The organism is Rhodoglobus galactosidasius (genome assembly GCF_054957775.1).
Window position 1 is genome coordinate 90,601 of record NZ_JBQIAV010000009.1, and the last position, 14,092, is coordinate 104,692.

The following is a 14,092-nucleotide window of genomic DNA, read 5'->3' on the forward strand; positions in this document are numbered from 1 at the left end:
TCTCCTTGCCAACTATTTTTGGTGCTTTCCGGCACAGAGATGATTTAGGTGCGCCGAGAGCGCAGTGTGAGTGCCTGACCGGTTGCTAAGTGCAGGGCGAAGCCCGGAATCTGCAAATAGGGAATGCCGAGCACGTAGCGACCAGAGCGCCGTATCGTCGGCAATACGGAAAGGCAGCAAAGCTCAAAAGGAGCTGCGCTTCGCGCAGTCCATGTACCGGCCTCCGTGCCGGCACCGCATTTCGAAGTCGCGTTCCGCGACGGAAAGCACGACCGCCAGGTCGTGTGGCAGAGAATCAGAGCTTGAAAACACATGAGTCGAGGGGGTGGCCGAAGCCACCCCCTCGATGATCTTGCTACTCGGTCTTTCGACGCTGGAGCGTATCCAGGATCGTGATTGATCCCTCGCCTTCGACCTTCAGCGTCGACAGTAGCTGATACCCGAGTTCTCCGTACATCGCGAGCTCAAGAGCCCGTCCTGCAAGCTGCTCAGATTTTCTGCCCACGCTCACGCGGGAAGAAAATGTCGTGCTGACAGTCTCTAGAGCGAAAGTCTCTTCTTGTGAGTTAGTCATTGTTTCTCTCTCTATTGGGTTATCAGATTCGCGGTGCCGATTTGGCACGCAGAGCAATAGAGAGCGGAGGAGGCGAAGTGCCCGCAGTAAGCGGTTGCTAAGCGGGGGAACGAAGTGGAGGAGTCTGCAAATAGCGAACGAAGGGTCGCAGCCAATGGAGCGAACTATGGTCGTAGAGACAAAATGGTATCGCGAATCTACCCACGAAGCGACGGAGCAATGGGGGTACCCTCATGTGCATGTGTGGACGGTTTGCTCTTGACGACAAGGTCAACGCTCTGATCGAGGAGTATGTTGCCGCCGGTGGTGACTTCCGTGAGTGGTCAGCGTCATGGAACATCAAACCGACAACACAGATCCCGATCCTTTTCGAGGATGAAGAACATGGGCACCGTGCGGAACTTGCTCGGTGGTCTCTCGTTGCCCCGTGGGCGAAGGATCTCTCGCAGAAGTTCCCCACGTTCAACGCCCGCTCAGAGAACATCACTGACAAGGCCACGTGGAAGAGCCCCGTGAAATCCAAACGAGCCATCGTGCCGGCCACTGGCTACTTCGAATGGGTCACTGAATGAAAAACTAGAACACCCAACTTCATCTACGACCCAGCAGGCGAACTGCTCGGATTCGCGGGCCTGCACTCCTGGTGGAAGGACCCGTCCAAGGAGGACGACGATGCGTGGTTGCTGTCAACGACGATCCTGACAATGGCCAGCGTTCCCGAGCTTGCCCATCTGCATGATCGAAACCCGGTGACACTCCCCCGCGAGTTCTGGGACGAATGGACCGCACCCACGACAGTGGGCGATCAAACTTTGGTCGATGCCGCTGTCGCGGCAGCAATCCCGGTCGCAAGCTCCCTAACCTCCCACCAGGTTGCGCCACTGAATGGAAACGGCCCGGACCTCATTGATCGAGTGTCCTGACCCCGCAGCACCTCACAATTCTGCTGCCCTGCGCCAACAGCCGATAATTGCCGTCCGTTATCCACAAACTGGATCACTTCATCAGAGCAGGCCGTGCACTTATTAGGCTGCACATATGGGAACAGTCGTCGGACTAAACGGCAAGCCGGTTCACCCGCTGACGCTCACTATCCGAGCGGCTTTACTGGCCGATGGCTCTGCCTCACTGGAACTCGAAGGCTTGCCCGTCTCGGTCGATGAGTGGCGCCGGCTGGCGCGCGTCGTCGCCCGCGAGCTCGGGCGCCCTGTGCGAACGTTCGTTTCAGCGGACGCGATCCACGCGGTTCTTCGTGATTGGCCGGCCGATGATTGTGAGCGGCGGATTCACGATCAGGCGATGAAGGAAGCGGTCGAGGCCAGCGCGTTGATGACTGAGATGACCTCCCCCATTACTGTGTGCCCGTCGTGCGGCCGCGACCGCGAATGGCGGCCAGGCGATCGCTTCGAGAAATCCGGAACAATCACTTGTGCGCGCTGCGGGCTAGTTGAGCTGCAGCCTGCCCCTCGTTGAACAAACCCGTGGTGACCACAGGCTGGCCCGCCAGTTCAGAGTCGCCCTTTGAACACGATCAAAGGCCCAAGCCGTCATGAGCTGCCCCAACAATGTGCTGTTCCATTCCCCGCACCCGCGAGCGTGCACGAGCAGCCTGAAGGTCCGTGACGTTCTTGGGTCCGCGCGCACGAAGTTGGTCCTCGATCGAGGGCGGCAGCTGCACACGCTGCTCCAGTTTCCTCTTCAATTCTTCAACGCTGCCGATCTCACCGTACCCGTCGCCTACGACAGTTACAGCGTCGTTTGTTGAGTCAAGCTGAGCGAAATAGCTGGCAACTGAAGGATCGAAACCCACGGTCCAGGACTGCCCTTGCTCATCTGCGAATACGTACCTAGACATGACTCTCTCCAATTCGTCGCCATATAAGCGTGCGATACCGTGCATGCACGTGGGGGCCGTTGCCGGAAGCTGTGGATAGTTAGTCGGCGGCCGCACCTATGGTGATGTCGTGGGCAGCAGCAAGCGCTATGCGCGCCAGATCGATGGACGAATGGACGCGAGCATCATCGCGCGAATAATGGCATCAAGCGCCCCACACTCGTTGAACGACGAAGAGCTGGAATTGAGTCGTTTCGACCTCACTCGAACACAAAACCCACGCCCCGTCAGGGCATGGGTTCGATATTCCGACGGAGCCCTCCAGGTCGAAGCGGACGCAGTGGCATGGACAGAACGAGCCGTGGCCATCACATGGAAAACCATCAGCGGAGAACCACACCACGCCTGGGTGTGGGGCTCCGCTGTCGAATCGCGCTGACGCTTTCTCAGCGCGAAGTGCCGGCTGCTGCGCCGGCACGTACTGCCTACTGGCAGCTGTCGCACTGCAGCTCTTCCATCGGGTCGACGGGGACGGAGTATTCGTCGACGTCAGGTTCTGACTTCTTGTTCATGGTGATCTCCTTGGGATTGTGGCCTGTTGGCTAGAGACGCTCAACAGCTCGAGTCCGCTGACAGTGCGAACCACCGTGGCCAAAGTTTGCGCAGCAAAGTTTTCCGCGAAAGAGGTTGAGGTGCGGGCGGGCGAGCGGGCGAGCGGGCGAGCGGGCGAGCGGGCGAGCGGGCGAGCTGAGTCTCTTCGTTGCCAACAGCTACTACCCAAGATCAAGCACAAGAAGGTCTGACGACGCTCGTTGAGAACGAGCAATTGGTGAGCCAATGGCTCCTGTCTGAAAGCAACTTCGTTGTCTGTTTTCGCTAGGTGAGTGTAAGCACGATCCGTCTCTTCGCAAGTGCTTTCGCGGCATATCCTCGCGGAGCTCCGGTATTCCACGGTCACTGGCGAATTCACCCCGTCGCGCCCTTTCGCACTTTGTGTCGAAAAAGACATGGGAAGGGATAAAGAAAATGCAAAGAGACACAGAGAACGTAGGCGAGTACCAGGTGCCCGTCGATCCGATGGACGACTTGAACTGTGAGGCGTGCGAATAATGGCTACAGCGATACGGGAGAAACTGGACGAACTGTATTTTCTTACACCAGCTGAAACAGCCGAGCTCCTTGAACTAACGGTCGAGGATTTGCGAAAGATGCGAGCCGCCGGCACGGGCCCTCGGTTCGTCGCTCTCACCACTCGAAGCGTGCTCTACTTCACCTCATCCTGTCGGTCTCGATCTCTTCTGCCCGAAGGCAAGAAAAGGGATCAGTCTGAGGAGGGTCGCTCACTATGAATGTCAACTCACTGTCACCTTCCGTGGGGACCACGTCGTGTGTGCTCGATGACGACACCATCGCTCGGATTGCCCTGGCCTGTGCAGGGGTCAGCGGGGATCCCTCTGTGGCAATCGGAATCGACATCCTCGGGGGTCCCGTTGCTTTCGTTGCGGCGGTTCACGATGGACGAGATCGCGCCGTTGCCTTGTCGCATCTCGTGCGTCAGCGGATTCGCGCGCTTGCATCAGCAAACCGTGTGGCGGATGTGCTGCGCTCGATGAGCCGCAACGGTGGGCGTGTGATAACACCAAGAGATGTTCAGTGGCCGAGCCAGTTAGATGCACTCCGGCGGAGTGCGCCTTTAGTTCTTTTTACCCAGGGCGACATGGCGGTCCTGGGACTCCCCTCAGTTGCGATCACGGGAACCGCTGACCCAACTGCCCACGCAATCCACATGGCAATCGAGTTGGCGACCGGTCTTGCCGACCGGCGATGGATTATCGCTTCAGGAATGACCCAGGGTGTCGACCAGCTGTCATTAAGTGCCGCAGCCGCAATGCGAGGAAGAACGATCACCGTCGCTGCGGAGGGACTGTCTGGCACTGAGGTTGTGGCTGGTTCGGTGGGAATCAGTGAATCGCCGCCTACGAACGGGGTCACGGTTCGGGGGCAGCGCCGAGCCAAGCATCTGCTGGCCGCAATCGCGACCAAAACAATAGTCGTAGAAGCCGGCAAATCTTCCGGCGCGCTTCGCACTGCGGAGGCAGCTATTTCGATGAACCGTCCCGTTGGTACCGTGGCGCAAACAAGTATGAGCAAAACTGCGACGGGAGGCATCGACCTGCATTTGCTTCACAGCATGGTGCGAGTCGCGTCCATCAAGGATGCCGACAGGCTCCGGTGATAAAATCTTCCCACCTATTCACTTGCATCAGGTTTTTCGGTGAGGCGAGTGGAGGGGAGGTCGCTGACGCGGGCTGATTCAACTATGTCCAGGGGGCGTTAGAAATCAGCGAGTCGTCGCGGGTGAGTGCGCGATGAGTGGTCTCAGCGATGGAGAACATCACCGGGCCTTGAGTGCCGAGTACTGGTCAGATACTGGCGCGGCGGGCAGTTCTCTGAAGACTGCCCGCCGGTCACCAGGGATGGATACGTCGCCCCGGTTATTCGCGCAGGTCATGACGTCATTGACTTGCGGATCGAGTCCTCGTCGTCGCCGGCCGCGATACCAATCTGGGCGAGGAGCAAGTCAATCGCGACCCTTATGAGGGAGTTCTCAGTGATCCGCGCTCCCTGGCTTTTCTTGGCCCTATTGAGGCGTCTCGCCTCGACCGTGAGTTGGTTCTGTTGGTCTTCCCGGATCCTTGTCTCTTTCCGCACGTAGCGTAGATAAGTCGGTGTAGGAGCATCAGATGTTGGCCGCGTGCGCTCGTTGCTTTCCTTCAGTACCGTTTTCTTTCGAGTCGAAGATCGAACCGGGTCAACCGCGATCCGCGGGCGCCCGGGGGCCGCGACTTCGATTCGGGACGCATCCGGTAGAGGTAGTGTGGACGGTCCCTTATCTCCGACGTTGCCGAGCAACTTGCCAAGATTGGCCCGAGCCATTAGTTGCTCGAAGTTGCGGCGTTGGCCCAGATCGACATCAGCTCTAGTGCTACAGCACGGTAGTCGTCGATCGACTTCGCCGTTTGCTTGAACTCAGGGTATTGGGTGACTACTTTGCCTTCGATCGGTGCGTCAGCGTGGATCTTGTAGCGGCGAATCGCACGTCCGAACCTAGGCAGCCCAAGTTCGTCCACAAGGCGCTCGGCGTCTTCCAGCTGCCCTGGCACTCTCATGTCGATCTTACTGAGCAAGACACGGAAGGGCGTCGAGGTTGGCTCGATGAAGGTCCGCACGGTTCGCATCATTGGCGGGATGCACAAGGCTTCCGGCTCTGTAGGGACGATCGCAAAATCTGCGACAGAGAGAACCGAGGACAGGATGTCGCTGTCAGTGAGATTGCCCGGGGTATCGACGAAGACCACATCGTAAGGCAGGTCTCTCATCCGTGCCAACGTTGCCGGGTCGGTGTCGTCAGCGAAGTCGAACGGTAGCCCGTCTCCCGCGGTCGAGGCCCACCAGGTCGTCGATTGCTGGGGGTCAACATCCACGACCAGGACACGGGAGTTTTCCGCGGCGATCGCCGCGAGATTCATAGTCGTGGTGGTCTTACCCGCTCCGCCCTTCTGGTTGGTTATGGCCACGATCCTCATGAACGCACCGTCCTTGGTAGTCCCAAAGTTATGGACCTCGAAGGTTCGTGTGTTCGTGAGTCTGTAAGTTCGTGTGTTCGTGAGTCTGTAAGTTCGGATGTTCGTGAATCTGTGGGTTCGGATGTTCGGATGTTCGGGGCACGAGCGCAGGTCGGTGCGGCGAGGCAGTGACTGTCGGACTTCGCGAGTCCGACAGTGTCGAAGTTCGTAAGTCCGAAACTCCGAAAGTCACGAACTTCATCGCCTGCGCGTACTGGTTCTGTTTTGTTCATTTCTGGTCTCTTCCTGTTAAGGGGGCCTAGTTTTGGCCCCCTGACTGACAACTTTTCGGTCCCCTTAGAAGACTAGAAAGTTGCCCTCTGTGGGTACCAATCCGTGGTCCCCTGGCCGCCGATGAACGGCAGGCCATTCGGATCGTTTGTCTGTCGCCGTGCTGTCTGCGGTCGTGCACTGTCGAGCATCAATTCGTACTCGGAGGTCAGCCCCCTGCCGCCAGCCCGCAGTCGCGTGATCGCGCCGCTCTCGACGAGTTCGTGGACTGCACGCTTTACGGCCCTGTGTGCCGCATCGCTGCCATTCTCAGGGGCAAGAAACCCCAAGGCAATGGCCGACATCTCTCGGCCCCCGAAGTACCTCCGCGGCTCCTGAGCGTCGCGCTTTTCGTCCCAACATTCCAGTGCCATGTGGAGAAGCAAGCGAGTAGCCGTGTTGCCGAGCCTCAACCGAGCAGCCACGAGGATCGCGCTCTTGGCGGCATAGAGTCCCATCATGTCCATGACAATGCTCGAGAATTGATGCATTCTTTGGTCACGCGACCACTCGCGGAGCGGTGCAGCTTTGGGCGCTGGATTCAAGCCACGCCATGATCTCCGATCTCTTGTAGAGGACAGTTCGCTCCGTCGGCTTGTAGAAGCGTGGGCCGCGTCCACGAGTCCTCATTTGAGCCAATGCAGCTATCGACATACCCGTGATCTCGCCAACTGTGGCGGGACGAATGAATTCATCTTCCATGATGTGCTCCTCATTTTGACAACGTCAGTGTGTTAGCGTTGTTGATATGACGGTACACATGAATAGTAAGTTTGACAACGACAAGACCTGTAATCTGTCGAAATGGCTGATTTCAGATCGGAACGCACGCTGGGCGCTCGAATTCAGGCAGCGCGAAAGGCTCGGGGGTTCCGCACCACACTCGATCTTGCTAACGCGATCGACGGTGGGAACGTTTCTGAGTCGATCATCGAAAACATCGAAGCTGGCCGAAAAGCAAGCATCGATGTCAGCCAATTGCTCAATATTGCGATGGCCCTCGGGATCGCACCCAGCTATCTGCTTGCACCACTCGGACGCCCTTGGGAGGGCATCGATCTTCCAAACCTAAGCCGAGCATTCGAAGGAATGAGCAGCGTTGAGTTTGACTCTTGGTTTTCGAACGTGCCTGAGAGCGGTTTCCAGCCGCAATCCATAAGCGAACGCAACGCAAGCTCAGAACTGCAGGCCTTGCGGGAATGGGCGTCTCTCACCCGTGAGGTGGCTCGACTTGAGGTCGCTCGTGAACTTGAGGTTGCGGCCGAAGGTGGCCTTGCCGCGCGGACTGAAGCTCGCTTGACTTTCGCGCGCGATGAAAAGAAACGACTTGAGTCTTATCTCGGCACTGCCGGGTGGGAACTGTAGAACGGCGAAGCTCTCTCCGCGGAGGCCTTCGGGCCGCAGATGGAGAAGAGAATGGGAACGGTAGAGCCTTACGAGACATCAGGTGGCCGGCGGTATCGAGTTCGATACAGGAAGCCAGATCGAAGCCAAACAGACAAACGTGGCTTCAAGACGAAACGGTCTGCTGAGGAGTACCTCGCGACGATCGAGGTATCGAAACTTCGTGGTGAATGGATGGATCCGACCAAGTCCAAAGTCACTGTCGGGGAGTGGGCGCGGCCCTGGTACCTTGCTCACAGCGAACTCAAGCCAACGACACTATTTGGATACGAGCAAGCACTGAGAAAACACGTGCTTCCTCGCTGGGCGAAAACCCGGCTGAATGACGTCTCCCACAGCGACGTCCAGAGCTGGGTGACCTCGCTATCCGCTACGCACGGCGGCTCATCAGTGAAACAGACCTATTTAGTCTTAGCTGGCATCTTTAAATTTGCCGCTCGAGACGGTCTCGTGGTTAGAAACCCATGCGAAGGGATCCGGCTTCCTCGAATCCTGAAAAAGGAACGTGGCTACTTATCGCATGAGCAAGTCGCCAAACTGGCGAAGTCGGCTGGGGACCAAGGCGATGTGGTTTTGTTGCTCGCGTACACAGGAATCCGTTGGGGGGAACTCGCTGCCTTAAAGGTTGAGCGAGTAGACCCGGTAAAACGCCGAATCAATATCGTAGAAGCCATCACCGAGCCAAACGGCACTATTGTCTGGGGCACGCCAAAATCACATGCGCGTCGGTCAGTCCCGTTCCCCGAATTTCTCGACACGGTGATCGCGCGTCACATGAGTGGTAAACACAGGAGCGATCTACTGTTCACTGCGCCCAAGGGCGGCGTGCTTAGAAACTCGCAGTTTCGGAAGCGAAGGTTCGATCGCGCAGTTGCTGAGCTCACGGCCGCTGATCCGCAGTTTCCCCGTGTAACGCCTCATGACTTACGGCACACCGCCGCGAGCTTGGCCGTTTCGGCCGGAGCACACGTCAAATCCTTGCAGCGAATGCTCGGACACGCGTCTGCGGCGATGACTCTCGACGTCTACGCAGATCTCTTCGATGATGACCTGGACGCGGTTGCAGCCGCTTTGAATGACAGGGCAGTGTCCTCAAGTGTGGGTGAAATGTGGGCAAAAGTAAGTATTGAGAATTCGGAACCAAGTAAGAAAGAAAAGCCATAAAAACAGAAAACCCCCGGCTGACCGGGGGTTTTCATGTTTCTAACAGCTGGTTTTGACTGGTGCGCCCGGAGGGATTTGAACCCCCGGCCTATTGATCCGTAGTCAATTGCTCTATCCGCTGAGCTACGGGCGCATCCGATCGGCTTTCGCCAACCAGAAAACTATACCAGCGGTTTCGGCCCCCCATTGACTCTTTTGCCAGAAAGGTGCCACCTCACGCTACTTTCTGACGCACAGGTGCGCAACACCACCATCAACCTCAAGCGCAGTGCCTGTGGTTGAGCCGGATGCGGGGTGCGCGAGGTATGCGACCGCACCGGCAACCTCTTCAGGTGTCACCATCCGACCAGTCGCCTGGCGGGCATCCAGTGCAGCACGTTCGGCGACGGGATCGGCGAAGCCCTGCAGCATCCACTCCACAAAAGGAGTGGAGACTGTGCCGGGGCTGACCGCGTTCACGCGCACCCCATCCGAAACGTGGTCGGTTGCCATGGCGTAGGTGAGCGCAAACACTGCCCCCTTCGAGCCGCCGTAAAGCGCACGCTGGGGCAAACCGTTGAATGCTGCGATGGAGCAGAGGTTCACGATGGCTGCGTGCTCCGACTTGCGCAACCACGGCATCGCCGCCGCCGAAACTCGCGCCATTCCGATGACGTTGATGTTGAGCACACGCGCCCACTCGGCGGCGTCGTTCTCCTCCACTGTTCCGACCGCGCTGATGCCGGCGTTGTTCACGACGATGTCGATGCCGCCCAACTTCTCGGCTGCCGCGTCTACTGCCGCGACCACCGAGGCACGATCAGACACGTCTGCAGTAAAACCGTGCGACGAGCATCCAACGCCCGCGGGGGTACCCGTGTCGACCACGTCGCCCGGCTGCAACACCATGAACTGGCTCAAGTACCAAATGATGTGGTGGACACCGAACGCCATATTCGCGGTCGTGCCATTCTGGCGTTGGACACCATTCACCCACAGCCGCAACCCCAAGGTTTGGGGGTCGGATACCTCGTCGGCGCTCACCAGCTCAGGCCCGAAGGGGTTGAAGGTTTCGCAGCTCTTGCCCTTATCCCACGTTCCACCACGTTCGAGTTGGAAGGCGCGCTCTTGCGTGGGATGAACACGTCATCGAACGGGCCGACCATCGTGCTGGGGTCCGTCATAAAGATGACCGGTTCGTCGGGAAGCTCTAGGCCGGTTTCTTCAGCATGGTCGCTGTAGTGGAGTCCGACGCAGACGATCTTTCCGGGGCGAGCGATCGGCGCACCGACGCGCACACCCTCCGTCGAGAGCGCAGGAAGTGTGCCTGCGGCGAGCGCGGCCTGCGCTGCGGCAATACCGTCAGCCGCGAAAAACGCGCCATCGATGTCTGCGGCGATCGACCGCAAATCGAACGCACGGCCCTCGTGCAGCACAACCGGAATTTCTGAGCCAACCAGGCCGAATCGCGCAAATCTCACGGGGTGTTCTCCTTCGTTGCGAGCGGGATACCTTCGCGCTCTTGTGATTCATAGCCGGCCTCGACGACCGCCATGGTGTTCATGACGTCATCGACCGAGGTTGGAAGTTCAGGAACAGACCCCTCCACGAAACGCTGGAGGGCGCTCATAGAGCCAATAAAGGCATCCGGAAACCAACTTCCCTGAATTTCCAACGGCTGCCAGCCGAGTTCGGGCTTGTCGGTGTAGGCAATGTCGAGAGCGTCGGGACCACCGCGCGGATAGTCGAGCATGAGCCCCATCTGGGCGCGGATAGCACCCTTGGTGCCCTCCCACTTGATGAAAGCTTCCTCGAACGTGCCACCAAAGCCGTGATCGTGGTTCGTGCTGATCGTGACCCGCAGCGGGCGATCCCGATAGCGCATGATGATCGTCGAGCGAGTGTTCGAGACCTCGGGCTTAGCGGGGTTGTGCACCGTAGCGGCACTGACTCCGTCGGGGTCGCCCAGAAACGAGCGCACGAGATCCATGTAGTGCACGCTGTGCATGTTGAGCTCGAGGCGCTCGATGCCGAGCACGTGCGGGAAAATCTCCCACGGCGTCTCGGTCGCGACCCGAATTTCAAGGTCGTAGAGCTCGCCGATTGCGCCGTCGGCGATGAGTTTGCGGGCCTCGGCCACGTACGGCGCGAACCGCAATTGCGTATTCACCGCCGCAACCAAATTCTTGTGCTTGCATATCTCCAGCAGAACCCGCGTTTCGACCAGGTTCTGCCCAAACGGTTTCTGGATGAGCACAGGCGCACCATCGGGCAGCCGGTCGAGCACTGCCGGGTATTGCTCAGGCAACGCAAAGCCCCAATAACAACACCCGCAATGACGAAGTGCGGCCCACCCCTGAAGGCAGACCGCACTTCGAACGCGTTAAGCGAGTTGTACTGAGGGAGCTATTAGATCGCACCCCGAGGGCCCTGGATCAGATCGTCGTGATGAATCTGGGCCACGTTGGGGTGCGCCCGCATTCGGTAGCGGAGCGCATTGTCTCCGTACGTTTCGAGGATCGGGCTGTTGTTGGGGTCAAGCGAGACGCCCCGAGCCTGAGCGGCGAGTTCGGGCGGCAACTGCAACTGGGGCATCACCGTGTCGAGCGCGGGGTTGAAGAAGAACGGGATCGAGATGCGGTCATCACCGATCAGTGGTGAGATCACGCGGTGCAGGGTCGCCTTGAGGTAACCCTGAGTCGCGAGCTCAAGCATCTCGCCAATGTTCACAACGAACGCGCCTGGCTTGGGCGGAACATCCACCCATTCGCCGTTGTAGTCGACCTGCAAACCACCCTTGCCGGGCTCCACCATCAGCAGGGTGAGAACTCCACCGTCACGGTGAGCACCAACGCCCTGCTTGGGCTCGGGGCTGGATTCGCCGGGGTACCGCACGATCTTCAACTGGGGAAAAGGCTTGTCAGCGAAAGCGTTATCGAAGGAGTCTTCGGGAGCCCCGAGCGCCTGAGCCCAGGCGCGCAGCAGGCGCAGCGAGACGGCGCTGAGTTTGTCGTTCCACTCGTTCACCAGCCCGCGCAGCTGAGGTACGGCATCCGGCCACAGGTTGGGGCCTTCAAGTCGCCAGTAGTCGGCAAGCCCGGCAGCGTTGTCAACGACCGGGCGCTCGGGCCCGACATCGATCTGCTCGCGCCAGTCGGTCTTGCCTTCGGTCAGCTCGCCGCCGACGCGGGTGTAGCCACGGAACTGCGGGCTGTTCACATTCTCAACGGCGAACTTTTGGTCTTCGGGCAGGGCAAAGAACTCGCGGGATGCTGCAAGCAGGTCATCCATCAACTTCTCGTCGACGCCGTGCCCGACGAGGTAAAAGAATCCAACATCATGGGTCGCACACAGCAGATCGTCACGGAACTTGGCAGCCGATTCGGGGCTGCCATCAAGTAGCGAGAGATCAATTACTGGGAGTGCGGATTCGTTCATTTAACGATATTTGCATGCGCTGACGGGGAACTTTGCTTTGTTACGCTCACAGCGTTAACCGCGCTCGTAACAACATCACAGTGGGGAAAATTATGAGCCGACTGCGGCGCGTTCGGGAATAACTTGCGGGTGAGTTTGCCCCATGTGTTCGATGACGCGCACGACCTGGCTGGTGTAGCCGAACTCGTTGTCGTACCAAACGTAGAGCACTAGATTCTTGCCAGAACTGATCGTGGCCAGCCCATCAACGATACCCGCGCGGTGTGAGCCGATGAAGTCGCTTGAGACCACCTCGGGCGAATCGATGAAGTCAATCTGCTGCTGCAGGGTCGAATCTAACGACAGCCCGCGCAGGTAGCGGTTCACTTCCTTGACCGTGGTTTCGGTCGCGAGGTTGAGGTTCAGGATCGCCATCGACACGTTGGGCGTTGGTACGCGGATGGCGCTGCCGGTGAGCAGGCCGGCAAGCTCTGGCACCGCTTTCGCAACTGCTTTCGCGGCGCCGGTCTCGGTGATGACCATGTTCATCGGTGCCGAGCGGCCGCGGCGGTCGCCGGAGTGGAAGTTGTCGGTGAGGTTTTGGTCGTTTGTGTAGGAGTGCACCGTCTCGACGTGCCCGTGCTCGATTCCGTAAGCGTCATGGATCGCTTTCAGTACCGGCGAGATCGCGTTCGTGGTGCATGATGCGGCAGAGAGGATGGTGTCAGAGTCGACGATCGAGTCGTGGTTAAGCCCGTAGACGATGTTCTTGATCTCACCCTTGCCGGGGGCTGTGAGCAGAACGCGCTTCACTCCCTGCGACTTGAGGTGCTGACCGAGGCCCTCCTGGTCACGCCAGCGGCCAGTGTTGTCGACGACGATGGCATCCGAAATTCCGTATTCCGTGTAGTCGATCGTGGCGGGGGCGTTCGAGTAGATCACTTGAATAAGCGTGCCGTTAGCGAGGATCGTGTTCGCATCGGTGTCGACCGAGATGGTGCCCTCGAATGGGCCGTGCACGCTGTCGCGACGCAGCAGGCTGGCGCGCTTCACGAGGTCGTTGTCTGATCCTCGGCGCACGACGATGGCGCGCAAACGCAGCCCTTCGCCGTTGCCTGCGTGGGCGATCAGGATGCGGGCAAGCAGTCGACCGATACGTCCGAACCCGTAGAGCACAACATCCGCTCCGGCAGGCCTGGATTCGTTGCCGTTCTTGAGCACTGGTGCCAGCTCGGCAGCCAAGAACTCGTCGAGCGAGCCGCCCTCTTCGCGGAAACGAATCACGAGCTTGGCGAGATCGATGGATGCCGGGTTCAATGGCATCGCCGCGAGCGCGACCATGATCGGCATGGTCTCTTCAATCGGCAATTCGCTCTCGTTGAGCTGGCGTGCAAAGCGGTGAGCCTTCAATACCTCAACGGGCGACTGGTTGATGAGGCGCCGACCATGAATAGAGGTCACGACGCCGTGGTTGCGATACAGCCCACCGATCAGGGGGATCATTGCCTCGGCCAGTTCTTGGCGGGCATTCCACCGGTCAAATTCGTCGCTGTGTTCGCGTTGCATCAGGTTCCTTCCGACTGCAGTGTTACGGGGCCGCGAGCGCGCTTGTAACGCGGCTGGCCCCGCATCCATTCTTCCAGACGGATGCGCGGCAATCGCTCAGGGGAGGATGCAGTTCGGGCAACACTTTAGACTGCGCCAAAGGGAGCTGTTTTTAACCGGGCGCTGACCGACCTGAACGGGCTCACGGAGGCTGGCGGAGGCTCGCACACTCACCCCTAGCCGCCCCGGCGCGCAAATAGTAAGATAATAAGACTTACT

12 protein-coding genes, 1 tRNA gene and 3 pseudogenes are annotated in these 14,092 nt (G+C 59.0%); 5 read left to right on the forward strand and 11 right to left on the reverse strand.

What is annotated here, in order from left to right; genetic code table 11:
- Positions 1 to 355 precede the first annotated feature (355 nt).
- A complete protein-coding gene (locus tag ACTJJW_RS12145; protein ID WP_462645011.1) occupies positions 356 to 574 on the reverse strand; it encodes a hypothetical protein in 219 nt (72 codons plus the stop codon).
- Positions 575 to 813: 239 nt separating this feature from the next.
- On the opposite strand from ACTJJW_RS12145, the pseudogene ACTJJW_RS12150 reads away from it, so the two are divergent.
- Together ACTJJW_RS12150 and ACTJJW_RS12155 are read left to right on the forward strand one after the other, a co-directional pair.
- A pseudogene (locus ACTJJW_RS12150) lies at positions 814 to 1,497 on the forward strand (SOS response-associated peptidase).
- Positions 1,498 to 1,612: 115 nt separating this feature from the next.
- Positions 1,613 to 2,047, forward strand: a complete 435-nt coding sequence (locus ACTJJW_RS12155; RefSeq protein ID WP_462645013.1) for a hypothetical protein — start codon at positions 1,613 to 1,615, stop codon at positions 2,045 to 2,047.
- A 58-nt stretch (positions 2,048 to 2,105) separates the two neighbouring features.
- Here the strand turns inward: ACTJJW_RS12155 and ACTJJW_RS12160 are convergent, their stop codons facing one another.
- The gene (locus ACTJJW_RS12160; protein ID WP_462645014.1) at positions 2,106 to 2,429 is read right to left on the reverse strand and encodes a hypothetical protein; all 324 of its coding nucleotides are present in this window, start codon (positions 2,427 to 2,429) and stop codon (positions 2,106 to 2,108) included.
- Between the two features lie 1,324 nt (positions 2,430 to 3,753).
- On the opposite strand from ACTJJW_RS12160, the gene ACTJJW_RS12165 reads away from it, so the two are divergent.
- Positions 3,754 to 4,644 carry a DNA-processing protein DprA gene (locus tag ACTJJW_RS12165; RefSeq protein ID WP_462645016.1) on the forward strand — a complete coding sequence of 297 codons (891 nt, stop codon included), beginning with the start codon at positions 3,754 to 3,756 and terminating at the stop codon, positions 4,642 to 4,644.
- Positions 4,645 to 5,344: 700 nt separating this feature from the next.
- On the opposite strand, the gene ACTJJW_RS12170 is transcribed toward ACTJJW_RS12165, so the two are convergent.
- The 3 genes from ACTJJW_RS12170 to ACTJJW_RS12180 form a co-directional block, all read right to left on the reverse strand.
- A complete protein-coding gene (locus tag ACTJJW_RS12170; RefSeq protein ID WP_462645018.1) occupies positions 5,345 to 5,995 on the reverse strand; it encodes a ParA family protein in 651 nt (216 codons plus the stop codon).
- 344 nt (positions 5,996 to 6,339) lie between these two features.
- Positions 6,340 to 6,771: a hypothetical protein gene (locus ACTJJW_RS12175; RefSeq protein WP_462645020.1), complete on the reverse strand. Its 432-nt coding sequence runs from the start codon at positions 6,769 to 6,771 to the stop codon at positions 6,340 to 6,342.
- 31 nt (positions 6,772 to 6,802) lie between these two features.
- Positions 6,803 to 7,006, reverse strand: a complete 204-nt coding sequence (locus ACTJJW_RS12180; RefSeq protein WP_141990139.1) for a helix-turn-helix transcriptional regulator — start codon at positions 7,004 to 7,006, stop codon at positions 6,803 to 6,805.
- 102 nt (positions 7,007 to 7,108) lie between these two features.
- Between ACTJJW_RS12180 and ACTJJW_RS12185 the strand changes: the two genes are divergently transcribed.
- Positions 7,109 to 7,669, forward strand: coding sequence for a helix-turn-helix domain-containing protein (locus ACTJJW_RS12185; RefSeq protein WP_462645022.1), 561 nt, complete (start codon positions 7,109 to 7,111; stop codon positions 7,667 to 7,669).
- A gap of 213 nt (positions 7,670 to 7,882) precedes the next feature.
- On the forward strand, positions 7,883 to 8,872 hold the full coding sequence (locus ACTJJW_RS12190; RefSeq protein ID WP_341953596.1) for a tyrosine-type recombinase/integrase: 990 nt from the start codon (positions 7,883 to 7,885) through the stop codon (positions 8,870 to 8,872).
- Between the two features lie 57 nt (positions 8,873 to 8,929).
- Here ACTJJW_RS12190 and ACTJJW_RS12195 read toward each other — a convergent pair.
- The 6 genes and pseudogenes from ACTJJW_RS12195 to ACTJJW_RS12220 all read right to left on the reverse strand — a co-directional run bounded on the left by ACTJJW_RS12195 (position 8,930) and on the right by ACTJJW_RS12220 (position 13,834).
- Positions 8,930 to 9,005 (reverse strand) — tRNA-Arg (locus ACTJJW_RS12195).
- An 86-nt stretch (positions 9,006 to 9,091) separates the two neighbouring features.
- Positions 9,092 to 9,700 (reverse strand): annotated as a pseudogene (locus ACTJJW_RS12200) (SDR family NAD(P)-dependent oxidoreductase); the annotation flags it as partial.
- A gap of 9 nt (positions 9,701 to 9,709) precedes the next feature.
- A pseudogene (locus ACTJJW_RS12205) lies at positions 9,710 to 10,332 on the reverse strand (fumarylacetoacetate hydrolase family protein); the annotation flags it as partial.
- The gene (locus ACTJJW_RS12210) at positions 10,329 to 11,159 is read right to left on the reverse strand and encodes a Gfo/Idh/MocA family protein (RefSeq protein ID WP_462645024.1); all 831 of its coding nucleotides are present in this window, start codon (positions 11,157 to 11,159) and stop codon (positions 10,329 to 10,331) included. The pseudogene ACTJJW_RS12205 and the gene ACTJJW_RS12210, both read right to left, overlap by 4 nt.
- Before the next feature lie 101 nt (positions 11,160 to 11,260).
- Positions 11,261 to 12,289: an isopenicillin N synthase family dioxygenase gene (locus ACTJJW_RS12215; protein ID WP_462645026.1), complete on the reverse strand. Its 1,029-nt coding sequence runs from the start codon at positions 12,287 to 12,289 to the stop codon at positions 11,261 to 11,263.
- A 90-nt stretch (positions 12,290 to 12,379) separates the two neighbouring features.
- Entirely contained in the window at positions 12,380 to 13,834 is a 1,455-nt protein-coding gene (locus tag ACTJJW_RS12220; protein WP_462645028.1) for a glyceraldehyde-3-phosphate dehydrogenase, read from the reverse strand.
- Positions 13,835 to 14,092: the final 258 nt, after the last annotated feature.